Source organism: Chitinophaga sp. MM2321, assembly GCF_964033635.1.
Taxonomy (GTDB): domain Bacteria; phylum Bacteroidota; class Bacteroidia; order Chitinophagales; family Chitinophagaceae; genus Chitinophaga.
This window is the reverse complement of the sequence record NZ_OZ035533.1, coordinates 4535771-4560541: the sequence shown is the minus strand read 5'-3', so window position 1 is coordinate 4560541 and position 24771 is coordinate 4535771. Positions and strand designations below refer to the sequence as shown.

General features: G+C 46.0%; 15 protein-coding genes. 12 read left to right on the top strand and 3 right to left on the bottom strand.

Annotated elements, in window-relative coordinates:
• Window positions 1-8: 8 nt before the first annotated feature.
• The 3 genes from ABQ275_RS17485 to ABQ275_RS17475 form a co-directional block, all read right to left on the bottom strand.
• Window positions 9-1061, bottom strand: coding sequence for a response regulator (locus tag ABQ275_RS17485; RefSeq protein ID WP_349314444.1), 1053 nt, complete (start codon window positions 1059-1061; stop codon window positions 9-11).
• Window positions 1062-1066: 5 nt separating this feature from the next.
• Window positions 1067-2599 (bottom strand): ATP-binding protein, encoded by a 1533-nt coding sequence (locus tag ABQ275_RS17480; RefSeq protein ID WP_349314443.1) that lies wholly within the window; start codon window positions 2597-2599, stop codon window positions 1067-1069.
• An 89-nt stretch (window positions 2600-2688) separates the two neighbouring features.
• Window positions 2689-3402: a pirin family protein gene (locus ABQ275_RS17475; protein ID WP_349314442.1), complete on the bottom strand. Its 714-nt coding sequence runs from the start codon at window positions 3400-3402 to the stop codon at window positions 2689-2691.
• Between the two features lie 168 nt (window positions 3403-3570).
• Between ABQ275_RS17475 and ABQ275_RS17470 the strand changes: the two genes are divergently transcribed.
• The 12 genes from ABQ275_RS17470 to ABQ275_RS17415 all read left to right on the top strand — a co-directional run bounded on the left by ABQ275_RS17470 (window position 3571) and on the right by ABQ275_RS17415 (window position 24761).
• Window positions 3571-4143, top strand: coding sequence for an RNA polymerase sigma-70 factor (locus ABQ275_RS17470; protein WP_349314441.1), 573 nt, complete (start codon window positions 3571-3573; stop codon window positions 4141-4143).
• A 62-nt stretch (window positions 4144-4205) separates the two neighbouring features.
• The gene (locus ABQ275_RS17465; protein ID WP_349314440.1) at window positions 4206-5246 is read left to right on the top strand and encodes a FecR domain-containing protein; all 1041 of its coding nucleotides are present in this window, start codon (window positions 4206-4208) and stop codon (window positions 5244-5246) included.
• Between the two features lie 16 nt (window positions 5247-5262).
• Window positions 5263-8652 (top strand): SusC/RagA family TonB-linked outer membrane protein, encoded by a 3390-nt coding sequence (locus tag ABQ275_RS17460; RefSeq protein ID WP_349314439.1) that lies wholly within the window; start codon window positions 5263-5265, stop codon window positions 8650-8652.
• 3 nt (window positions 8653-8655) lie between these two features.
• Window positions 8656-10137, top strand: a complete 1482-nt coding sequence (locus ABQ275_RS17455; protein WP_349314438.1) for a SusD/RagB family nutrient-binding outer membrane lipoprotein — start codon at window positions 8656-8658, stop codon at window positions 10135-10137.
• Window positions 10138-10284: 147 nt separating this feature from the next.
• On the top strand, window positions 10285-12681 hold the full coding sequence (locus ABQ275_RS17450; RefSeq protein WP_349314437.1) for an ABC transporter permease: 2397 nt from the start codon (window positions 10285-10287) through the stop codon (window positions 12679-12681).
• A 253-nt stretch (window positions 12682-12934) separates the two neighbouring features.
• Window positions 12935-15829, top strand: a complete 2895-nt coding sequence (locus ABQ275_RS17445) for a SusC/RagA family TonB-linked outer membrane protein (protein WP_349314436.1) — start codon at window positions 12935-12937, stop codon at window positions 15827-15829.
• Window positions 15830-15841: 12 nt separating this feature from the next.
• Window positions 15842-17350, top strand: a complete 1509-nt coding sequence (locus ABQ275_RS17440; protein WP_349314435.1) for a RagB/SusD family nutrient uptake outer membrane protein — start codon at window positions 15842-15844, stop codon at window positions 17348-17350.
• Between the two features lie 9 nt (window positions 17351-17359).
• Entirely contained in the window at window positions 17360-18370 is a 1011-nt protein-coding gene (locus ABQ275_RS17435) for a fasciclin domain-containing protein (RefSeq protein ID WP_349314434.1), read from the top strand.
• Window positions 18371-18397: 27 nt separating this feature from the next.
• Window positions 18398-19450 carry a DUF5007 domain-containing protein gene (locus ABQ275_RS17430; protein WP_349314433.1) on the top strand — a complete coding sequence of 351 codons (1053 nt, stop codon included), beginning with the start codon at window positions 18398-18400 and terminating at the stop codon, window positions 19448-19450.
• A gap of 12 nt (window positions 19451-19462) precedes the next feature.
• On the top strand, window positions 19463-22579 hold the full coding sequence (locus ABQ275_RS17425) for a SusC/RagA family TonB-linked outer membrane protein (RefSeq protein ID WP_349314432.1): 3117 nt from the start codon (window positions 19463-19465) through the stop codon (window positions 22577-22579).
• Window positions 22580-22590: 11 nt separating this feature from the next.
• Window positions 22591-24054 carry a RagB/SusD family nutrient uptake outer membrane protein gene (locus ABQ275_RS17420; protein ID WP_349314431.1) on the top strand — a complete coding sequence of 488 codons (1464 nt, stop codon included), beginning with the start codon at window positions 22591-22593 and terminating at the stop codon, window positions 24052-24054.
• Window positions 24055-24062: 8 nt separating this feature from the next.
• Window positions 24063-24761 carry a fasciclin domain-containing protein gene (locus tag ABQ275_RS17415; protein ID WP_349314430.1) on the top strand — a complete coding sequence of 233 codons (699 nt, stop codon included), beginning with the start codon at window positions 24063-24065 and terminating at the stop codon, window positions 24759-24761.
• The last annotated feature ends 10 nt before the right edge of the window (window positions 24762-24771 follow it).

Sequence of the window (24771 nt, the reverse complement as noted above, 5' to 3'; positions counted from 1 at the left end):
TTCCGGTATTAATGCATATCCAGTTTTTCCCGTCCCTTCAATATAATCTGTCCTTCTTTCAGCCCTATCAGTTCTTCGTCACGGAAGTCGCCCAGGGTGCGGATCAGCGATTCTTTTGCCACACCAGCTATTGCCGCCAGGTTTTCGCGGCTGATATCTATAGAGAAATTTTTATTCCCGCTGCTATTGTATTTTTTGTCAAGCGTAAGCAACGCTGCCGCTACTTTTTTGCGCAGTGAATTATAAGCAAGTCCTATCAGCTGCTGTTCTTTTTCCGTAATATTTTTTGCGAGCAATTGTACAAATTTATGCAACACTTCAGGGTTGTTGTTGACCAGTTGCTGAAAGTCTTCGTGCGGGATCGCTGCGAGCGAAGTTTCTTCCATCGCCTCCGCACTTTCTTTGTAGGAGCTGCTTTCCAGGAGGGCTGTGTAGCCGAGAAAATCGCCTTCATTATACAACCCCGTAATCAGTTCTTTCCCTTCATCATTCCGGTGATAGGTTTTTACTTTTCCCTGCAGGATATAATACAGGCATTCGGGGCGGTTGCCGGCTGTGTATACCTGTTGTTTCTTTTTGTAGTGATTGGTGTTGCGGTCTTCTTTCAGGGATGACAGCAAATCCTTGCCGGTAGTAACCGCCAGTAGTGCATGCAATCCGTTCAGCCCACCGGTCATGGTTTGTTTTATTTCAGCACATCTTTTCAGGCGGCTTTCAATGGCCTTTAGTAGTTCTGTTCCTTCAAAAGGTTTTGTGATGTAATCATCGGCGCCCATTTCCATTCCTTTTCGTATATCCGTGCGTTCTGCTTTAGCCGTGAGGAAGATGAATGGAATAGGACGGAGGGTCTGGTTTTTATGCAACATATGCAATACGCCAAAGCCATCCAGTGCAGGCATCATAATATCGCATATGATGAGGTCGGGGTGGTGTTCCAGCGCCATTGTCACGCCTTCAATACCATTCACCGCTGTCAGCACTTCGTAATCGGCCAGTTCGAGGATTTCGGACAGGTTATCGAGAATGTCTTCATTATCTTCTATTAACAGTATCTTTTCCAAGGGCTTTAATTTTGAGGGGATGGAATAGTGACGATAAATTCTGTGCCTTTATCCTTTTCGCTGTTGCAAATAACATCGCCTTTCATCAGTTCGGCATATTTGGCTACAATGTGGAGTCCCAGGCCGGTGCCCTGGATAGCCTCTGCATTGCTGCCCCGGAAAAATCTTTCAAAAAGATGTTGCCGGTCTTCTTCCGCAATACCAATACCTTCATCTTTTACAGAGAGGATAAATTTCTCCGGATGTGATATGGTGTGAATACGGATAATACCTGTTTCCGGAGAAAATTTAATAGCATTTGAAATGAGGTTCATTAAAATATGTTTGAGGAGGTTGTGATCCAGGTAAGCATCCGGTAAACCGTCGTGTGAATACCGCAGCTGTTGTGATCCTCTTCTCAGTCCCTCCAGTTCCCGGACGATTACAGCAACGAATTTGTGCGTTTCTTCGGTGCTGTTGCGTACATGTATTTTCTTTTCCTCTATTTTTTCCACAGACAGGAAAACGTTCAGGGTTTCTCTCAGCATCGTTACGGTGCGGGCGATGCGCAGGATATGTTTATCCCGTTTAGGCTGATCTGCTGTTGTTTGATATTTTGAAAGCAGATAATTAGAAGACAGGATGGTACTGAGTGGCGTGCGGAATTCGTGGGAGGTGAGCGCAATAAACCGCGACTTCAACATATTGAGTTCCCGTTCATTTTCCAGGGTTTTTAGTATTTCCTCTTCGGCCTTTTTCCGGTCAGTAATGTCTATAGCAATAATTATATAGCTATCAATGTTGCCTTCCCGGTAGATGGGGGAAACAGAGATAGATACCGGCAGGCGGCTGCCGTCTTTCCGGATATACACCCATTCAGACTCGTTCAGCAGGCTCTTTTGCGCCTTGATGGTAAGCGTGTTTATGCCGGGTTCAACGACTTCCTGTAATTGTTGGGAAAATTCATCTGCCCGAAGGGCTATCTCTTCCGGATCATGAAAGATAAGGACAGACTGTTTTTCCAGTAAATCTGCTTTGTCATAACCCAGAATTTTTTCCCCTGCGGGATTAATTCCCATCAGGAGCCCGTCAGGTCTGATGAAGGTGAGGGGGGTATTTATATTCAACCATATATTGTTCAGTGTTTTGTTTAGCTGGCGGAGAACATCATTTTTGATCCGGAGATCCTTTATGTTCTGCGTTAGTTCAGCAGCAGCTTCGGGGAGCGACAGCGTTACAGGGACTTCTTTTTTTTCAATGGCTGTTTCGAGGGCCCGTAATGTTTCTTTTGCGATATGTTGATCGGAGATGTCTGTCACAAATATGATCACAGATCCTTCATCGGATTTGAGGCTAACGGATACGGGAAACCTGGTACCATTTTTCCGGATGCCATAGTATTCCATGGCCGCAGTATCTGTGATATGCCGGAGTAAGGGAATCAGCCATGTTACGCATTTTCCGGTTACCTCTTCGCTGGTATAGCCAAACTGGTTGAGCAGGAAGGAGTTGGCCATCAGGATACTACTGCCTGCGCTTTCTGCCAGCAGTATTCCCATTGGGGTATGGTTGAAAAGCACTTCAAAATCTGTATGGTGTTGGATACTATGGATGGTCCTGTATTTTGATGATACTAAATTTAAGCATTTTATTTTTGGTTCACCGGGGTTTCAATTACGAGGAATTCCGTGTTTTCGCCATACTGCAAACTTATTTCACTGGCCTCCCAGATACCGATGGCATCCCGCTCCTGTAATACCTGGTTATGTGTTTTTAAGGAACCGGCGATGAGGAAGATAAACAGGCATTTGTTGACCGGGTGCAGGTTGTATTGAATAGAACCCGGTTGTTCGTAATATCCCAGGGATAATTTGCTGTTCTGATTGATCCAGCAATGTTCGGGGCCTTCTTCGCTGGATACGATGGTTACGAGCTTGTTTTTTCTTTTCTCACGGGGGAAGCTGCGCTGTTGATAACGGGGACTGATATTTTGCAGTTTGGGTGCAATCCAGATCTGGAGGAAGTTGACATCTCCCTCACCGATATTATATTCTTCATGTCTTAATCCTTCGCCGGCACTCATGATCTGTACGGCACCGGCTTCAATTTTTGTACTGTAGCCTAAAGTATCCTTGTGGTTCATTTTACCAGCCAGCAGTACTGATATAATTTCCATATTTACATGAGGATGGATACCAAATCCTTTGCCAGCCTGAACATAATCGTCATTAAAGGCGATCAGTGTACCGAAGGCGCTGCGCATCGGGTTGTAATAATCGCTGAAGCTGAAGGAGAAATTACTTTTCAGCCAGCCGATGTCTTTGAGTCCTCTCTCACTTGCAGGGAAGTGTTGTGTTTTCATATTTTAAGGAACAGCGCAAGGTTGAAATTGTTCAAAACCCCCATGCCCTATCTCCGGCTGGATACCTTAAACACCCGCTTTGTTGGGGAGAAAGTATGCTGTTAAAAAAAATATAAAAAGTTGTTATCGCCTTTCTTATATTGTGCATACCAGAATCTATAAATTGCTATGGAGGATTTGTTGCGCCGTATTCAATACGATAGTGATCAGGCTGCATTCCGTGAGTTTTATTTATCCCAGGCTCCGCAACTGCTCAACTTCGCCTTTGTATACATTAAAAGCAAATTTATTGCAGAAGAGGTGGTGAACGACGTATTTATGAATCTTTGGCGTTCGCGTCAACGGCTTCATGAAATAGCAAACCCCCGCGTTTATCTGTATGTAGGTGTAAAGAACGGCATCTCCAGTTATTTCAGCAGAAATAAGGAGTGGCAGCATGTGGATATTGATACTATCTCTGAGGTTTCGCTGGAATTTACCACCGATCCGGAGCAACTGCTTATCACAGCGGAGCTACGGAAAAGGATAGAGACTGCTGTCAATAGTCTTCCGCCTAAATGCAGGGTCATTTTTAAGATGATCAAGGAAGATGGGCTTAAATACCGGGAGGTAGCAGAAATCCTGCACCTGTCGGTTAAAACGGTTGAAAACCAGATGACAATCGCTATCCGGAAGATCAGTGCAGAGATTTACCTGGTTACCGGTGATGAGCAGCTGGTGAATGAATACTCAAAATTATAGCGCCATTTGGGGGTATCTGAACAAAAGAGTGTCCTAGTGGTAATTATAGTATTTTTAATTTAATGAAGGAAGACAGAATCAGCTTATTATTGGCAAGACGCATGTCGGGTGAAGCTACAGAAACCGAGCTGGAAGAATTGCAGCAGTGGATGAAGGAGCATCCTGATACCGCGTTTGTGATGGAGGTAGTGGATTCAACACAACCCAGTACTACTACCGATACCCGGCAGTGGGCGGAAAGTGGCTGGGCAAACCTGGAAGCGGCTATGAACGCACCGGAAGAAGAGACACCGGTGGTTATCAGCGAAAAAAAGGTGCGCCGTATCCCCATACGGGCAATGGCCGCAGCGGTGCTGATCCTGGTAGTGGTGAGTGCGGCCTTTTTGTTCCGTACCCGGCCACTGGTAGATACACATATCAGTCAGGAGAAGAATAAGATCGTTATGCGCAAAGGCGCCAGATCCAGCATACAACTGCCGGATGGCACCACCGTATGGATGAATAGCAGCAGTCAGCTTACCTATGGCGATGGCTTTGCCCATGGCAACCGGGAAGTATTCCTGGAAGGGGAAGCCTATTTTGATGTGGTGCAACACGAAAGCCATCCCTTTATTGTACATACCGGACATATCGATATCCTTGTGCTGGGAACCGTTTTTAATGTAAAAGCATATCCGGAAGATGATCATTCAGAGACGGCGGTACTGAACGGCAAAGTAGCCGTAACCATGCATGGCGGGGAACGAAAAGTGGAGGTCACTCCCGGACAAAAGCTGCTGGCATGGAGCAAAGGCTCTCCTGATAGTTTACAGATAGTCCCGATAAACCTGAAAAAAGGCGATAATTTTTGCGATGAAACAGCCTGGATAAACAACCAACTGATCTTTAAGAATAAACCCTTCCGGCTACTGGCCAGGGAGATGGAACGATGGTATAATGTAGATATTCATTTACAGGACTCCACTTTAGGCAATGAGTTATTTAATGGCGTATTTGAAAAGGAAAATATTGCGGAGGCATTAAAGGCATTACAGATTGCCACTCCCTTTTCCTTCTCTCAATCAGGATCTGATATTTATATAAAGAGGCAGACACAGAACTAACCAACTGTAGACCATTATGATGTTTCGAGTAGTGTTATGCATGCTGATAGCTGTGTTAGGGAACACGTATGCACGGGCGCAGCAAAAATTTACCTTTTCCTATACCAACACCAGTATGGAGAAGATCCTGACAGCTATGGAAGAAAAAAGCGGTTGCAAATTCCTGTATAATCCCCGCTTGTTGCCTACAGGCCCGGTAACACTGCGGGCTCGTAAAGTATCTCTTCCCCATGCACTTGATATGCTCCTGGGCGATTCTCTCGCTTACAGGATCCTCGATAATAAGTTAATCGTAATAGCAGCAGTAGGCTCCAGGTCCGTTATGCAGTCTGTTTCGGGAACAGTAGTGAATGAAGAGGAACAACCTGTAGTAGGTGCTACGGTACATGAACAGGGCGCAGAAACAGGGGTGATAACAGATGAAAAAGGCATGTTCAATCTGCTGGTCACTGCCAATGGTGCGCTGGGGATCAGCCATGTGGGTTATAACCATAAAACCATATTAATAGAAGGAAAGCAGCAGCTGCATATCGTGCTGGAAGAGCAATACAAAGAGTTGCAGGAAGTGATGGTAACGGCATTGGGCATACAAAAAGAAGCCCGTTCCATCGGATATGCTGTTCAGGAAGTAAAGGTATCCGGAACAGAGATGGTTAAAGCCAGAGAACCGAATGCATACAGCGCCTTATATGGTAAAGTTGCCGGCCTGGCGGTGCAGAACTCCCGCTATCTCTACAATAATCCCCAATTATATCTGCGTGGAAAAGTACCCCTGATCGTGGTGGACGGCGTACCTGTCAATTCCGATTCCTGGGATCTGAATATTGATGATGTGGAATCCATTGTAGTGCTGAAAGGCGCTGCCGCCGCTGCTTTGTACGGACAGGCAGGTGCTATGGGCGCTGTGCAGATCATCAGCAAACGGGGTAGTAATAATAAGCGCGGCTTCGAAGTGGAAATCAATTCAACAACAGAATTACAGAAAGGCGCTATCGCTATCCCGCATGCCCAGTATAACTACGGACCGGGAGATTATTTTAAATATGCCTTTGTAGACGGAAAAGGCGGTGGCATATTTGATTACGACTATAACATCTGGGGCCCACGGCTGGAAGGACAACTCATCACCCAGTGGAATAGCCCGCGGGATGCAAACGGCAACCTGGTACCGCTGCCCTGGGAAGTCAAAAACAAAGACAACCTCGGCGACTTTTTACAAACAGGAATGCTGGCTACAAATAATATAGCCGTTTCCGGTAGGAATGAGCAGGGCGATTTCCGGTTGTCTGTTACACAGCTGAATCAACGCGGCACTTTACCTAATACCAGGCTGGGGATTACCACCATGCAAATGTCCGGTGGGTATAAACTGGGTAAGAAAGCAAGGGTGGATGCACAGTTTACCTACAATAAACAATACGCTCCCAACTATCCCAGTATCGCGTATGGGCCTGAAAGTCCTATCTATGGCTTATTGATCTGGAGTGGAAGCAATTTTGATATCAATGACCCTGAGCTGAAAAATTACTGGTATCCCGGTATGGAAGGGCTACAACAACGCTGGGTGGAATATACCCGTTATAACAATCCCTGGTTTAATGCCAACGAGTATAAGAAAGCTTTTTATAAAGATGTATTGACGGGGTATGCATCGTTGTCGTATAATTTGAATAAATACCTGGACGTACAGGTAAAATCTGCCTTCAATATTTATTTTACGAATCAAAATACGAACTACCCGGTGTCAGGTCTTTATTACGGGGTGGATTTTTATAAAAACGGCGCTTATGCAGAAAGTTCCAACAGGTATAGCCAGCAGAATAATTCTGTGCTGCTGAACTTTCACCGGCAGTTGCCTGCTGGCTTTGCCATGAAACTGAGTATGGGCGGTAATATACAAACGATTCGTTTTCAGAGTAGTGATGCGCATACTTCCGGGGGCCTGTTAATACCCGGTGTATATACCTTGCAGAACTCTGCCAAACAGATTGATAATGCTACCAGCTACCGCGCTGTGAAGCAGGTGGCCAGTGTATTCGGCTATGCTGATTTCAGTTATAAAAATGTGTTGTTCCTGGATATTACCGGTAGGGCAGACCGGAATTCCAGCATGCCGATAGATCACAATACTTATTTCTATCCGCAGGCCAGCATGAGCGCCGTGATCTCGGATATGGTAAGTTTACCAAAGCCGATTTCTTTTCTGAAACTATCTGCCTCCGTGGCGAAAGTGGGAGAAGGCATCAGTTCCACCGCGCTTAACAGAGATTATTCGCTGGTGCCCACTTACGACAAGGGGAATACCTGGCTGGGTAACAGGTCTGTTAACTATGCCATAGATAATGTGCTGTATAATAAAGATATCCGGCCGGAATTCCATACAGCGTTTGAAACGGGCATGGATATACGTTTTTTTAATCAGCGGCTGGGATTAAGTGCACAGGCTTACAGATCTGTCGATGGTCCGCAGATCTTCAGTCTTTCCATTTCCAATGCATCGGGTTTTGGCTACCGGAAAGTAAACGGGCTGGTAACAGAAAGACGCGGGCTGGAATTGAACCTGGCAGGGGCTTTGGTAAAAACAAAAACATTTACCTGGGATATGGTGATGAACTGGAGCAGTAATATCACTTATCTCAAAGAAGTATATGACACCATGGATAGCTATCAACGGGTGAAGATAGGTGAGCGGTTTGACCAGATCTATATCAATCCTTTTGAACGCAACCCCACCACCGGTGCGATGCTATATCACAGTAATGGAACACCAATCGTAAATGACCAGGTGTATAAGTTCTGGGGCTATGCTGATCCCGACTGGATGCTGGGCACCACCCAAACTATTGCCTATAAGGATATATCGCTTACCCTGGAATTTGATGGCAGCTTTGGCGGAAAGATCTTCAACTACCTTAATTACAAGATGTGGCAATCGGGTACCAACCCAGCTTCGGATAATGAATACCGCTATCAGGACTGGCTGCACCGCGATGATCCGGGATATAAAGGAACGCGTGTAGGCGTTGGCGATATAGTAACCAGCGGAGAAGTGAAGTATGATCAGCAGGGAAAGATCATTTCGGATACCCGGACCTTTGCCCCCAATACCATGCCTGTACTGGAAGAGAACTGGGCCAACAGCTATGAAACAGCAGATGAACGGAAATACCGGAGCAAAACCTATTTTAAGTTAAGAGGTATCACGCTGACTTATCGTTTCCCTGAAAAGCTATTACGCAGGGTGAAAGAAGTGCATGCCGCCAGCGTATCGCTGGTCACCCGCAACGTGATGTACTTTGCGCAGTTGAAAGAGATTGACCTGGATCATTGGGCATATAATTCGGAGAGTGAACTGGAAGAGCCGTCTATGAGAAGCATAGGTATTAACCTGAATATTAAATTCTGAGTCATGAACCGTAGCAGGAGCATCTTAGCGGGGATCGTGTTGTTATATTGTGCAGGTTGTATGAAGCCGGCAGATTTGCAGGTAAATCCCAACAAGGCCACCGTGGCGCCGCCGGGGGCAGTGCTTACGGGTATTGAGCAGGCGATGTTTTCCGCTCCCTGGAGTTATGCACAGCGTAGCAGTCAGTATCATTGTCTTACCTACACTTATTACGGTGATCAAAGCTACCGGTTTGGATCCGGTACTTTTTACTATTACAACCTGCGTGATGTAACGCAGCTGGAAAAAGAGGCAACGCGTGTAGGAGGGGATGAGATGCGTCCTTATTTTGCACTGGCCAATTTTATAAAGGCATACTTTTATATTAACATGTCGGCGCAAATGGGGGATGTGCCTATGAGTCAGGCTATGATGGCTGATAAAGGGATAGACCGGCCTGCGTATGACCTGCAAAGGGATGTGTACAGGCAATCTTTCCTGTTGTTAAAACGGGCGCATGATACGCTGGCTGCATTGAACCGCAGCGGCAACTATACCGTTAACGGCGATGTATTTTATAATGGTAATCTGAAGCAATGGCAGCAGCTCGTTAATGCATTCCGCCTGCGCGCACTGATCAGTTTAAGTAATAAAACAGGTGATCAGGAGCTGCGGATAAAAGAAACCTTTGCGGAAATAATGCAGCTTCCTTTACCTGCCGGTAATGTGGACAACCTCCAGGTTACGTATGGCGCAGATGATGTGAGTAATTATAATCCTGCTTATTCCGCTAACGCCGAAGTGGATGCCAAACGTAATCCTTTGGGCGCCGTTTATATCAACTTGCTGACTGCCCTGCGTGATCCGCGTTTATTTGTAGTAGCGTTGCCGGCAACTATCGCGGATTCCAGTGGGTTGCAAGTGCATGATTTCAATGTTTACAGGGGTGCGCATACCGGCACTACCCAGGCGGAGCTGAATGATTCCGCCAGCGAGGGTTATTTCTCCCTGCCGGATTACAAATACTTTTTCTCTTCTAAAACAGGTCCTTCTACCATTCTGCTGGGGTATGCAGAAATGAATTTTACCATTGCAGAAGCGATCAACCGCGGCTGGATTACCGGTAGTGCAGCGTCCTATTACACGGCAGGTATCACCGCCTCCATGCAGGGATATAATATTCCGGCAGATACCATTAATGCATACCTCACGCAAACGGATATACGTTACAAGGGGAATAATGGTGCCGGCCTGGAACAGATCCTGCAACAGAAGTACCTGGCCTTTTTCCAGAACTCCGGGTGGGAACCTTTCTACAACCAACGCAGAACGGGTGTGCCTGTATTTGAAATAGGCCCCTCTAATTTAAACCAGGGCTTGCTGCCGGTGCGCTGGGTGTACCCGGCATCGGAGTATCTCGACAATGGCGTACACCTGAAAGAAGCGATTAACAGGCAATATGGTGGCGCCGATGACCTGAACGGGGTGATGTGGTTGCTGAAATAATGGCTTAAAACGAACACCCTCCTTATCAAAACCGGACAATTTATGATTTTTTTAAAAAAGTAATTGATTGACTTTCAGATGTTTGATAGGATGGCATTTTTTTGGCGCGGGTAGGAACAGGTGTTGTACTATTAACCATTCATCAGTATGTTTAAAAATTACTTTAAAATAGCTTTTCGCAATCTTGTTCGTCATAAATTATTTACCGGCCTGAATATTTTCGGGTTGGCTATCGGGATGGCCAGTAGTATCTTGATTTTTTTATGGGTACAGGACGAGTTAAGCTATGATAAGTTTAATGTACATGCCAATAATATCTACCGGCTCACTACCCGTTTATCTGACATTAATGCTGCGGTAGTACCAATACCTATGGCGGTAACGATGAAAGCAGAGATCCCTGTTATTAAGAATGCCACCCGTTTATCCACCCTGCATAGTATTGTAACGATAGGCAATACTAAATATGACGAAAAGAATATTTTTTACGCCGATACCAATTTCCTTCAGATGTTCAGCTACCCGCTGCTGGAAGGCAATAAAGCTACTGTGCTTTCACGCGCAGATGGCGTGGTACTCACCGCAAAAACAGCCGCGAAATATTTTGGCAACACACAAAATGCGATGGGGAAGGTGTTGCATATTGATAATGATATTAAGGGGAAAGACCTGGTGGTAACCGGTGTCCTAAAGGATATTCCGCATAATTCGCACCTGCAGTTCGATCTCTTGCTGCCTATATCGCTCTATGATAAAATAATCAATCAAACGCAGGCGTGGGGAAATTTTGATGTGTTTACCTATTTCCAGCTCGATGATCATTTTGATGCTACGCCTGCCGCATTAAAGTCACTGGAGCAACAGATAAATGTAGTCCACGATAAATTTGATGTCACCAAAACGAAAAGTGTGTACTTCCTGCAACCGCTTACGGCTATTCACCTGGATGGCCAACTGATGCTGGATGTAGAAGGGCAGGGCAACGGGCAGTATGTACGGGTGTTTTCACTGGTGGCCATTTTTATTTTGCTGATAGCCTGTATTAATTTTATGAATTTGTCTACCGCACTTTCATCGCAGCGGGCCAAGGAAGTGGGCATGCGTAAAGCCGCGGGAGCTATGCGTTCCCAGTTGATCATGCAGTTTATCAATGAATCGTTGTTCCTCTCTTTTATTTCGATGGTGATTGGTATCGTTGTGGCATTTATGTTGTTACCGCTGTTCAATGATCTGGCTGCCAAGACGATTGTATTCGATCTGTTCAACGTAAAGTTAATGGCCATCCTCATCGGTACTGCTGTATTGGTGGGCCTCATTGCCGGTAGTTACCCGGCATTGTACCTGTCATCGTTCAGTGCTGTGAAAGTATTGAAAGGCGTAAAAAATCTGCATGGAGGAAAAACATTCTTCAGGAATGGACTGGTGGTGATGCAGTTTGCTATTTCGGTGATCCTGATGGTAAGCACATTGGTGGTTTATCAGCAGTTGCAATTTATCCGCCACCGGGATATTGGTTTCAATAAAGATAACCTGCTTTATATGCAGCTGCCGCAGGTGGGTGACCTGCAACATAACAACCAGGCTATAAAGGCGTCCCTGAGCCAGTATCCGGATGTTGCTGACTATACCACTGTCAGCCATCTGCCTACTTATCTGACCACCGGCACCACCAATGTAAACTGGTCGGGCAAGGATCCGCAACAACAAATAATTTTTCCGCAGATATGGGTAGATGAAAATTTTGTCAAAACCTTTGGTATGCATATGCTTGCCGGCAGATTTTTTTCGAAAGAATTTAAAGGAGATGAAAATAATTTTGTGGTGAATGAAACTGCTTTGAAGATCATGAAGATGAATCCGGCAACGGCAGTAGGGCAGGCAGTTGAACATAACGGGCAAACAGGACAAATAATAGGCGTTATAAAAGATTTTAATTTTAAGCCTGTACAGAAATCGATAGAACCCCTTATATTAAAGAATGCTGTTTCCGGGAATATGAATGGTAATGCTGGTTATATGGTAATCAGGACCACCGGTGGAAACCTGGAACATACTATCAGCGAGTTGAAGAAGGTTTCGCAGCAGGTGTATCCTGACTATCCTTTTTCCTATGGATTTATAAATGATGACCTGACTAAATTATATAAAGCCGAACAGCAGATGGGCAGGCTTTTTAATGTCTTTTCTGTGCTGTCTATCCTGGTTTCCTGCCTGGGTCTTTTTGGCCTGGCCACTTTTACCACACAAAAGCGTATTAAGGAGATAGGCGTACGAAAAGTACTCGGCGCCAGTGAAGCGGGTATTGTTGCACTGCTGTCGAAAGATTTTGTAAAGCTGGTTTTACTGGCCCTCGTCATTGCTTTTCCTATTGCCTGGTTAGTAATGAACAAATGGCTGGAGGGCTTCGCCTATCGTATCAGTATCAGCTGGTGGATATTTATATTTGCAGGCGTTATTGCCATCCTCATTGCCTTCCTGACCGTAAGCTATCAATCTGTAAAAGCCGCTTTTGCCAATCCCGTAAAGAGTTTAAGATCAGAATAAAGCACCCCTTTTCGCCTTCCTGAAAAAAAATATTTATTCCTTTGGGGGTATTCTGAAATTTCTGTGTCCCTTATACAACGCCCCTGTAAAAACGGCGCGACATTTTTATCAACCATGTGAACGATGATGGGTATGTAGTGTCCACAACCTTTCATAATAAGATCGGGACAGGCTTGCAGTGCAGGCTTGCATGATATTGTATTGCGTTTACAGGAAGATGATTTTTTGCATTGGCTAAATATTATTCAACCTGATGATTTCACCTTTACTCATTACCCGGCTTGGTACTTTATCGCTGTTGGCAGGCATCTTTTGGGCGCAGCAAGGCTTTTGCCAGGATGCGCCGAAGGATACTTCGTATAGGCGTACCATTTGGAAGAACTCCACTTTTTTCTCAGACAGAAAAGATTCACTGTCTTACAACACTGTAAAGGAATTACCCTATCTCTATACAGGGGAGCTACTGGAAGGCAGGATGGCCGGTGTATCGTTATTGCGAACCTCCGGTGAGCCCGGCGTAGCGCCGGTACCGGTTATTCGCGGGTTCTCTGTTCCTTTGGGCGGTTACAAAGATCTCTACAGCAACCAGCCCTTGTATGTTGTAAATGGTATGCCGCTGGTGAGTAACAATCATCCCTATGCGCTGGCAATAAAGGATGCTGACTTCACTACTATAGGCAGTGGTATCGATGTAAATGCATTGCTGGATATGGACAACGTGCAAAATGTATCGGTACTGAAAGGCGCTGAAGCCGTTGCATTGTATGGCCCGCGTGCAGCCAGTGGCGCCATTGTCATTACTACAAAAGATCCCGAACCGGGCGCCTATCATATCGGTTTTAATATGTATGGCGGTGTAGCGGTGAAGCCTGCCATCAAAACAATGAACGGCAGTTTTCAGCGCGACTTCCTGATGCCTTTTTATCAGCAGTATGCGAAGCCTGCACAATGGATGAACTTCCCTGCCTATCTCGCAGATTCCACACAGCCGGTATATTTTGGCGCTGCCAACTGGGATGATGCCTATTATCGCAATGCTTTTCAACATGGCATGGGGCTGAGTATTGCCGGTGGCAGTAATCGCGCTAACTTCCGCTTTGGTGTAGGGGAGCGTACGGAAAATGGTGTAGCAGATAATACAAACCTTAAAAAGTATAATGTGTTCTATGACATGACCATTATACCCATAGAAAAATTGTTTATCAATACTTATGTACAGGCGCTTACCGCACGCAGAAGCAGGAACCACAGTATCCGCGAGCGCCTGGCGGAAGAAGAATATTATACCAATCAGCAATACCCGTTATCTCCCAATAAAAATTATCTCGCAAAATATAATGAGCTGCTGGAAACGGGCATAGACAGGAATATGGGAAATTCCATACAGGCAGCTATTGATGTGAGATATGATCTGTTGAAAACACTGTCACTCCATACACAGTTCTCTATCGATTACAACGATAATAACCGCGACCTTTTTGTACCTGCTTCCCTGAATGATGGCAACAGCTACAACTCTTATTTCACGGGTGTCAACAGGCGTATCCGCTGGAATAATTATGTGGAATACAGTAAACGCGCATTGCGGATACAGGTAGGACAAACACTGGAAGATGATCAGCTGAAATATGATTATATCCGCGCTTTCCGCGGACCATCAGATTTTATAAAGGTGATCCAGGTGGATACAGATAGCTCGCTGTGGATTTCGCATGATAAAACGCTGGTGTATACCTATAAAGATTATATGCGGCAACGCACTTTATCTTTCTACGGTAATCTTTCCTATGCTATGAAAGATAAGTACACCGCTACACTTTCCCTTCGCAGCGATGGATCATCGTTGTTTGGAAATGGTTACTGGTGGGCTGTTTCACCGGTTGCATCGCTGAACTGGGATCTGAAGAAAGAAGCATGGCTGAAAGATGCGGCGGCTATCAATGCGCTGCACCTGAATATCAGTGGTGGACGTACCGCGCGCATGCCTGTAGATGATTATTATAGTTACGGACCTTATTATACCGTAGATATTGGCTGGAGCGGAAGTAGCAAAGTAGCCACCTATGCTTCCATGCCTACGCTTGGAATGCCTTACAGCAGAGGCTATACGGGCGGTGGTATTAAATGGCCTTATGATGAACACCTGGAACTGGGTATTTCTTTACAAGCCTTCCACCATTTTACGGCTGCACTGAATATTTATTCCCGCACGAGCAAAGACATCCTGCTGCAATCTCCGGTGGACGCAGCTTACGGCTTCTCCGGAAAAACGGTGAATGGAATGGATGTCAGTAACCGGGGCGTAGAACTGAGCCTGCAAGGGAATTTTCATTTATCCTCCCAGCTGAATTGGTCCAGCAGTATAGTGATGCAATACAACCAGCAGAAACTGTTACGCCTGCCGGATGGTTTGCAATCCATGACCTACGGACAGCGGCGCCTGGAAGTTGGCAAAGCAACTGACCAGTTCTGGCTGTTGCAGAATGAAGGTATTTACAACAGCGACAATGAGATCCCGGTAACAAACGGCAAACAGCTTACGAATGATGGCATTGCTTTACACGCCGGTGATCCGCGCTGGAAAGATGTAAACGGAGATGGCGTTATTAATGATAAGGACCGTGTGTTGCAGGGACATATTAACCCGCCTTTCCGCGGCGGATGGAATAATACGCTGCAATATAAAAAATGGACACTCGATCTTTCCTTCTCCTATGCATTGGGTAACTCCCTGCTCAACGGTGAAATGGCTAACCGCTTTGATTTTGCCAACAGAGAAGGAGCAGCAGGGCTGGATGGTATAAAGGAAATTACTTTCTGGCAGGTGCAGTCCGGCCTGGATAAATATCCCCGCTACAATCCATGGAGCCTGGTAAAGCCTTATCAGGCGGAGCAGACCTTGTTCTACGAAAAGGCTTCCTGGCTGAAATTGCAGGCAATTACGCTGCGGCATGACCTGGCTGCTTACGCATTCCTAAAACAAACTGGTATCAGGAAACTGCAGGTATATATGTCTGCACTCAATGTATTCACGTTGTCACCTTATTCCGGTGGCGACCCTTCACTATCAGATTATTTTGGGTACAGCAACGGTTATGCGCAACCGTTACCCCGCACTTTCACGATTGGTATCAACGCAGATTTTTAAACGCACCGCTACATGACGAATATCCGTTTACATATAAAAATATTGCTGGCAGCCACCATCCTGATGGTTTCCTGCAAGCATACGCTGGAGCTGGACCCAACGCACCTGGTACCAGATGCACAGATGTGGCGTACAAAGAATGATGCCCGCTCTGCTGTATTTGCTACCTATGGTATGTTTCGTGCCGCACTTGCTGATAACAATGCCTATCTCGCTTATGGTGAATTACGTGGCGGCGATTTTTCCAGCGCCTCCCGTAGTGACCTGGATGCGGTAACAGGCAACCAGCTTAATGCCACTTATACTACTTTGGAAAATTGGAAAAACTGGCGTCGTTTTTATGCCGCGATAGCACAGGCAAACCTGTGCCTGGAAAAATTGTCGCTGGTACACGAAAACGATTTCCGCTATACCGTGGAAGAGATGAAGCTGGATATCGCCAACATACGGTTCCTGCGTGCACTCACCTATTTTTATCTCGTCCGTATCTGGGGAGATGTTCCCATGGTGACCACTACCACAGATGGCAGCTTTACACCGGTACAACGGGAAAGCCAGGCAAAGATACTGGCGATGGCCGGGCAGGATGCTACAGCGGCGGCGGCGGGGCTTCCCTGGCAGTATAACCAGCAATACCCCGAACAGCAGTCACCATACTGGGGACAGGGTGGCGCGTTGTGGAAAGGCGTTATCGCCAGCAAGGGCGCTGCCTATGCTTTACTGGCGCATATTGCAGCCTGGAGCGGCGACTATCTTGTAACGGAGAAGTATACACGCCTGGCGATTGATAACAAAGCAGCAGGTGGTTATACATTTGCAGACGTGGCTACGTTGACAGGTGTTGACGGCACCTTCGCCGGTCAGGCGCCCAATGTTATTTTTGCATTGCCCTTCAACAAAACCTACCAGGAGTCATCTGCCGGTGGTCATATAGAAGACTGGGCACTCGCAGAACCTTTTATCTCCCGGGTATCACCTGATATTTATGTATCCAATGATTCGATCCTGCGCATTTTTAATGAGCCGGGTGATCTACGCTTTAAAGTGGGGGATGGCGGCGCGGCCAGCGGTAACTATTTTACCGGATTCGGAAATCCGTTACCCATGTTCACAAAAATAAAACAGCTGAGTATTACAGGGGCAGATCCATTACGCAGTTTTCAATCTGCTATTATCATCTTCCGCTACGAAGAGCTGGTACTGCTCAGAGCAGAAGCCATGCTGTTTCTCAGTAAAAACCCGGATGCCATTCAGCTGTTGAATAGTGTGCGCGCGCAGCGGGGCTTGCCGGCTTTTAAAGCTACTGATGGCAATCTCGCGCAGGCTATCCTGCAGGAAAGAAGAAGGGAATTGCTGGGAGAAGGATGGCGTTGGTACGACCTGGTAAGATTTGATAAACTCACAGATTATTCCCGGTTCACATCAGCAGACATCGCCGCAGGCGCCCAGTGGTGGCCGGTTGCAAAAGATGTGCTGGATGGCAGCAAACAAATCATTCAAAATAAATTCTGGCAACAATAATTATAAATTATGCAAGGAAAAATCAGCACTGTTTTGTTGCTGCTCTGCTGTGTGGTGGTGGCATCCTGTAAAAAAGATAATACCTACCGCGCTGCGGTGCCGGAAGATACGTATGCGGGTACCGTATACGAATACCTGCAATCGCAGCCGGGTAATTTCAAAAATGTATTGTTGATGCTGGAGAAAGGCGGTCTGGCAACGGTACTCAAAAAGGATACGGTGACCGTGTTTGCCCCTACCGATCAGAGTCTGAACGCTGCACTGGAAGCATATAATGTATACCTGAAAACATTGAGCTCTCCGCCTGTTACACTCAATGATATTGATTCCTCCACCTGGCGTTGTGTACTCGCTAATTATCTCTTCAAAGGTAATTGGGAAATGGAGAGCTTTGCCGGACAGGATGGACGCACACTCACCAGTATGGGACTGCGTGCCATGGATATCCGCCTCGTACAACGTCCTGCTGCCGGCGCTGCCGGACTGGGCTCGGAGGTAGTGCGCCTTTCCAGTATGAATGGCTCCCGCTTCATCAAATACTGGTTGTCTACGTTTGCTACAACGTCAGACATTCATGCTACTAACGGGATGGTCTATATCCTGGAATCAAAGCATGTGGTAGGCTTCAATACTTTCGTTACCAAAGCAGCCGCTTATCAGAACCTCTATTCTGAAGAAAAAACGTTTGCTGACGGTGCCGTTACGTTAGGCAATGGTGTCGTAAACCTCTGGAACTTTTATCCAAAAAAATTAAAAGCCATCGATGCCAATACTGTGGAAACAGAAGCGGCCAATAAACTGGCAGACGACTACCGCATGCTGCTTACTATTCATGCAGATAATAAGATAACCGTTTCCTCCGCGCCCGGATCAGCCAATGCAACGATTAAAAATAATGGCTTGTGTTTATTTGATCCTATCGGACAGACATACACACTCAACTACAGTTACAAAGACAGTAATGATAAGGATTGTACCGTTACGGAAGTGATCAGGTATATCGCTATCAGGGAGCAATAAATCATATAAACGACAAATGTTTTTCAGATGAAATGGCAAGGTTATTTAAAATGCACCGTGGTACTTTCTCTCGCCATCACTGCATGCAGAAAGCTCCCTGAGAAAAAAGATTATCTCAGCCAGGATGCCAACTTTAACAAGAAATCGGTGTATGAACCTGTGCTGGGCCGTACGCAGCTGGAGCTGACGCAATTCAGCGCAGATGGGTCCAGCTATCCGTTACTGTTCACCATTGAGAATGCGAGACGCGTATCAGGCGGAAAGGATGCACCGGAACTCTTTCAACCCGTAAAGGTGCAGGAATGGTTACGTGATTATACCGGGTTGGAAAAATCATTGGAAGAAATTGAAGTCAAACGTGTGTGGGTAGAAGCGCCTTTCCTGGAAATACGCAAAGGCTCCGGCGACTTTATTTTCCGCAGCGCCCCTTCCTCCTTGATCGCCACTTATCCCGATTCAGGTTACGTGTTTGATATAAAGGTGGAAAACAAAGGCAATGAACGCACCATTCAAAATTTCAACCTGCGCCCGTTGAAAGAAGTGCCTTACGAACCGTATGAGTATGATGTGTATACAAGGGAGCGTAAAATGGAGAGCCGACCCATACAAGGAGGCGGACAATACCAGGTACCCTATACCATTCATCCCAGCACGCTCACAGAGCTGTATTACGCGAGCGATAAGGATAGTCTCTTTACAGACACACTGGTATCGGTATATATCAACAAAGCCAATCCAACCGGGCATTCACTCACTTTTAAATTCCTGGATGAAAACCTGGAGGCTATCAATCCGGCAGTATTTAATAATACAAAATGGGATAAGCTGTTGCATGGCTTCAACCGCCGGCAAACAGATAGTTCTGTGACTTACGATGTTGCTTATCCATTGCCGCTGACCAATCTTAAAACGGAGTTTGCAGCCAACGGTAAAGCTACCTGCACATTTGGATATAGCCGTAAAGGTTTTGGTGGTGAAAGGGTGGATGCTTACTTCGGTTTGAACTTCGCTATTTATGAGCCGGGTGACTGGACCATCATATTCTATTTCCGCAGGAACCCGCTTTTCAATGACGATTAATACATGCCATTTATGAAATTATATATACCATTACTCTTATTATTACTATTCTCCGATACATTACTTGCGCAGGATAAAATAATTTCCGTAAAGGGCAGGGTCACCGCTTCAACAGACCGTACGCCGCTGCCGGGAGTATCTGTATTGCTGCATCAAACAGGAGCTAAGCCCAAAGCAATTGCCGTGTCGGATGATAAAGGCGAATTCATTATTAAAGTAGCGCCGGATGCAAAACTGGAACTGCGTTTCATCTCCTATGAGTCGTTGATGGTATCGGTCAACAACCGAAATATCATCAACATGCAGTTAAAACCTTCTGCTACTTCCCTGAAAGAATCCGTAGTGGTAGGTTATCAGAAACGTACCAAGGAAACGGTAACGGGAGCGGTTACACGTATTACGGCTAAAGATATCCAGGACGTACCTGTTTCGAACGTTGAACAGTTGTTACAGGGACGTGTACCTGGATTGAATATCCAGCAAACAACCGGTGCGCCTGGTTTCCGGGGGTCGGCTTCTATCCGCGGTTTGTCGCAGGTAATGGTAAATGGCTCCGGTAACGATTCCTATCTCACACCGCAATCACCCCTGTATGTAATTGATGGGGTGCCGGTGGATGCGAATGCCGGCTTCGAATACGGCTTTCAGTCTAATGGTCCTGGTACCAGCCCGCTGTCACTCATCCCGCCGGAAGATATTGAAACCATCGATGTCATGAAAGATGCGGAGGCCACCGCCCTGTACGGCTCCCGTGGCGCCAATGGCGTAATCGTAATCACTACACGCCGTGGACAATCTGCCGTACCAATCGTGCGGTATGCAGGTAATATGTTCATTAATTTTCCACCAGCACTGCGCAAAACAATCGGTGGAAAAGGGGAAAGAGATTACCGTGTGAACATGATCATGGATACACGTGCCCTGGATCAGATCCACCTGATTTCATTGACACCATTTCTTTCGGACAGTCTGAATCCGTTTTTTAATAACTCCACCAACTGGCAGGATATTTATTACCAGGTAACCTACAACCAGACACATAACCTGTCAGTGAGTGGTGGAGATCAGAAGTTGAACTATAAAACAAACGTGAACTTCTACAATGAGAAAGGGGTTATTAAGAACACCGGTTTTGACAGATATTCCCTGAATCAGAATATCAACTTTAACCCCAACTCAAAATTGCAGGTAGCGGGCTACCTCTCTGCCGGACTGGGTAAAAAGCTGAAGGGTAGTGGTAATGGTTTAACTGATGTGGGCGCGGGTAAAGATGTTTCTTCCTCCCTGTTGCCGGGTCCATCGTACTTCAATAACGTAGGGCATTTCACAGGTGCTATGCTGAGTAAAAATGATACCCGTACCTATGATATCCGTACTTACCTGAATATCATGTATGAAGTATTGCCACATGTGCAACTCTCTACCAACACCAGTTTTGATTATACCGCCGACCAGGAAGATACTTTTACCCCGGCACTTGCCAATAGTGATCAGCCTGCGGTATATGGCTTTTCCGGCCGGAAAGAAAATCTTTACAACCGTAGTATGATCATGTACAATAATGTTTTTAAAGATAAACATGCCATCTATGGATCTGTTTTTACGGAAACCACGCTCACGCAGGCACAAACAAAAGTGATCCACCAGGCAAATGCACCGAATGATTTCTACCATGGTCCGCTGGGTTTTAATACTTACTATTCCTCTATCAGTGGAACACCTTTGAAAGGCGGATTTTCAGAAGTACACTCTGTAGCACTGGCAGCCAATATGAGTTATGATTATATGAAGAAATATATCATCAACGTGAACTATCGCGCTGATGGTAACTCTTATGCAGGTGTAAAAGAACGCTGGGCAAAAAGTCCGTCTATTGGTTTGCGCTGGAATTTCAATAAAGAGAAATTGCTGGAAGATCAGAAATGGCTGGACTTCGGTGACCTCCGTTTCAGCTATGGTGTGAACCTGCGCCCTACTACAGATGTATATGCCTCACTGGGCTGGTATGATATAAAGGGGAATTATAATGATGTGACGAGGATTTCACCACATCTGGGACAAATGCCGAACCCTTTCCTGAAACCGGAGAAAGTAGAGCAGCTGAACTATGGTTTTGATATGAGTATATTCAATGGGCGGGTCGGTCTTACCGTTGATGCCTATACGAAAACAGTATATAATATGCTGTATTCCCGTCCGCTGGCTACTTCTACGGGGTTCTCCTCAACTTTCACGAATGATGCATCCCTGTATAACTATGGTTATGAAGTGAGTCTTACCCTGCGTCCGTTTAAATCTACTTCAAAAATAAACTGGACAGTGAATCTTAACTGTGCTGTAAACCGGGATGTGTTATTGTCGCTTCCAGGAGGCGCCACACAGATGCTATCAACAGATAACACTATCATTAACCGGGTGGGTTATGGTGCATTGTCAAACTACCTGTACGTAACACAAGGGGTGTACCGTACAGACGATGATGTGCCGGTAGATCCTATCACAGGGCTTCGTTTCCGTACCGGTGACCTGGGTTATTACAAGGGTGGGGATGTGAAGTTTGGTGATATTGATGGCAACTATGTGACAGATGAAGCAGACAAGCAGGTAGCTGGTACGCCCGTTGCCAGGATAACTGGCGGGTTTAACTCTTATCTCACGTATAAAAATTTCAGCCTGAGCTTCAACGGAACCGTGTTGTTTAAGAGGGACCTGATCAATAATGCACTGGCGGAGCGGATGGATAACATGCGTTCTCCTTATGAGGAGAAAACATTGGTGGATCTGAGTGGTATGAATTACTGGTCGCAGTCCGGAAATGTGTCGCGTTATCCCAATCCATATAACTATAACGCCTATACTAATTCCTACCGCGGACTACAAACACTGTTTGAGGAAGATGGAAGCTATATAAAAATAAATGCTGTTACGGTAGGGTATACAGTTGACCGTAAGTGGTCATCTAAATATCATATCAATGCACTGCGTGTATACACCACTGTTACCAACCCGCTGATGGTGACCGGTTATACCGGTCCTAATCCGGAATCAGTAACAGAGCTGGGTCGTGACAGGTTGGATACTTATCCGGTATCAAAAACACTGTCGTTTGGTTTAAATGTTGAGTTTTAAAAAATCAGGGTATGAAGCGTATTATTTATACATGGCTCATGGTCGCAGTGCTGCTCACCACCGGTAGTTGCCGTAAGTTTCTGGAAGTGGCGCCGCCGGATCGCATGAGCGATGCCGCCTTCTGGAAAACAAAAGGGGATGTGGAATCTGCCATCGCCAACGCATATGGTTTCCTGTTTGATATCCTTACCAACGGGCCGTATGTACCGGCCAATGGAGATATCCGTGCCGGTGAATTTAATGCTACCAACGGCTTTGATGTATTCACTGCTGTAGGACAGAATGACCTGACCAATTTCAGCCGGCTGGACCGGTATAATATGAATGCATTGAGTGACTGGTATCCTTTTTACCAATCTATCGCTGCCTGTAATATTGACCTGGTAAGGGTGCCGGATGTAAAAGCCTTATCTCCACAGGAAGTAAAACAATACATGGCTGAACTGCGTTTTGTACGGGCTTTTACCTATTTCTTTATCTCCCGCATTTATGGCGACGTGCCTTTATATGTGGAAGCCTACGACCAGCATCCGCTGCCACGTACACCGATGGTGGAAGTATTACAGTTTTGTTTGAAGGAGCTGGATGAAATTAAAGACGACCTGCCCTGGCAATATGATGATCCTTCCAAATGGGGCGTACGCGCCGCCAGGGGAGCGATATACGGCCTGATGGCAAATGTAAATATGTGGGCAGCAGGATTTGATAAAGCCAACCAGCAAAAATATTGGACCGGCGCTGCGGATGCTATCCGTGCCCTCCGTGCTTCCGGTACATTTGAATTATTGCCGATAGAAGATTTCCGTAAAGTATTTGACGGCCGTACCAAAGAAAGCCTGTTTGAATTTTCTGTAAATGCCAACTACGGTACAACCACCCGTTATGTAAGCGTAGGCCAGTGGACGTTACATTCGCCACTGGTATTAAACTATGCCACCAGCGATTGCTTTTTTGAATCAGATTATGTGAAGCGGATCTTTCCGCAGGATAAACCAGACAAACGGCTGGACCTGTGGTTTTATGCGCCTTATGCCAACAATACAAGCGCCATGTTCGTGAAGTATAGTAACGTGGTGAATATGATCACCACTGCTTCCTGGCTCCTGGATGACAACCTGATCATCTTCCGTTATGGCGGCGAATTACTGCTGGGAGCGGAAGCCATGGCTAACCTGGGAAAAAACGATGAAGCCATTGAAATACTGAACCTCGTGAGAAAGCGCGCAGGCGCCCAGCAGTACAGCGGTGGAACAGACCTGAAACAATTTATTTTTATGGAGAGACAACGGGAACTGATTGGCGAAGGCGTACGCTGGTATGACCTGGTACGCACAGGCCGGGTAACCGATCCTGTACAATGTAAAAATTTCCTCACCCCCGAACAGTTTAACCGCGGTGGGTGGACATGGCCAATTTCAGCCGACGCCAGGAATTTTAATCCTAACATCACTTTAAATACCTACTGGACAAAATGATCACTGCTATGCACTCATCCGGAAAACCAGGTCGTATACTACTGCTGCTGCTGCTCGCGCTGGCAGTATGGCTTACCGCCTGTAAAAAGGACTACTACAACGATACAGGATTGCAGAAAGGGGTATTCCCCGGGTCCAGCTATGAGTTCCTGCAATCACAGCCTTATTTTTTTGATACCGTTGCTACTGTTATACAGCTTGCAGGACTGGAAAATGTGTTGCGCGATTCTACCATTACTTTTTTTGCACCGACTGATTATTCCGTGCAGATGGCGATGGCTATAGTGAACAGTGACCGCCACGCTAATTTTAAGGATTCCCTGCAACTAGCTGATATACCATCGGAAGTGTGGCGGAAATACCTCTCCCGGTACATCTTCCGCGATAAATTTATGTTGAAGGATATTCCCCGTTTCATGAGTTCACAACCGGAAGTATACCCCGGTATGAATATGGAATCCTGGCAGGGATATATCATGAACCTGGGGGTGCTGTTCAGCGATTATAACGGCACTAGGGATGTAGGTCCCCGGCAGGTTATGATCGCGGATATGGGTAGCCTGGACAATCCTGTTTACAATATTTCATTAGTAGCAACTTCTGATCTGCAAACAAAGAACGGGGTCATTCATGTACTGGATGCTAACCATCAGCTGGGCTTCAATCCCTTTGATTTTGCAGCCACCGTCAGGGAATATTTACAGTAACGCATTTATC

What these genes read in the sequence shown, in the direction of transcription:
- ABQ275_RS17465 (WP_349314440.1), top strand. Translation starts at nt 4,206, where the DNA reads ATGAAGGAAGACAGAATCAGCTTATTATTGGCAAGACGCATGTCGGGT.
- ABQ275_RS17415 (WP_349314430.1), top strand. Translation starts at nt 24,063, where the DNA reads ATGCACTCATCCGGAAAACCAGGTCGTATACTACTGCTGCTGCTGCTC.
- ABQ275_RS17430 (WP_349314433.1), top strand. Translation starts at nt 18,398, where the DNA reads ATGAAATGGCAAGGTTATTTAAAATGCACCGTGGTACTTTCTCTCGCC.
- ABQ275_RS17470 (WP_349314441.1), top strand. Translation starts at nt 3,571, where the DNA reads ATGGAGGATTTGTTGCGCCGTATTCAATACGATAGTGATCAGGCTGCA.
- ABQ275_RS17445 (WP_349314436.1), top strand. Translation starts at nt 12,935, where the DNA reads ATGATTTCACCTTTACTCATTACCCGGCTTGGTACTTTATCGCTGTTG.
- ABQ275_RS17440 (WP_349314435.1), top strand. Translation starts at nt 15,842, where the DNA reads ATGACGAATATCCGTTTACATATAAAAATATTGCTGGCAGCCACCATC.
- ABQ275_RS17455 (WP_349314438.1), top strand. Translation starts at nt 8,656, where the DNA reads ATGAACCGTAGCAGGAGCATCTTAGCGGGGATCGTGTTGTTATATTGT.
- ABQ275_RS17435 (WP_349314434.1), top strand. Translation starts at nt 17,360, where the DNA reads ATGCAAGGAAAAATCAGCACTGTTTTGTTGCTGCTCTGCTGTGTGGTG.
- ABQ275_RS17480 (WP_349314443.1), bottom strand. Translation starts at nt 2,599, where the DNA reads ATGGGAATACTGCTGGCAGAAAGCGCAGGCAGTAGTATCCTGATGGCC.
- ABQ275_RS17425 (WP_349314432.1), top strand. Translation starts at nt 19,463, where the DNA reads ATGAAATTATATATACCATTACTCTTATTATTACTATTCTCCGATACA.
- ABQ275_RS17420 (WP_349314431.1), top strand. Translation starts at nt 22,591, where the DNA reads ATGAAGCGTATTATTTATACATGGCTCATGGTCGCAGTGCTGCTCACC.
- ABQ275_RS17460 (WP_349314439.1), top strand. Translation starts at nt 5,263, where the DNA reads ATGATGTTTCGAGTAGTGTTATGCATGCTGATAGCTGTGTTAGGGAAC.
- ABQ275_RS17475 (WP_349314442.1), bottom strand. Translation starts at nt 3,402, where the DNA reads ATGAAAACACAACACTTCCCTGCAAGTGAGAGAGGACTCAAAGACATC.
- ABQ275_RS17450 (WP_349314437.1), top strand. Translation starts at nt 10,285, where the DNA reads ATGTTTAAAAATTACTTTAAAATAGCTTTTCGCAATCTTGTTCGTCAT.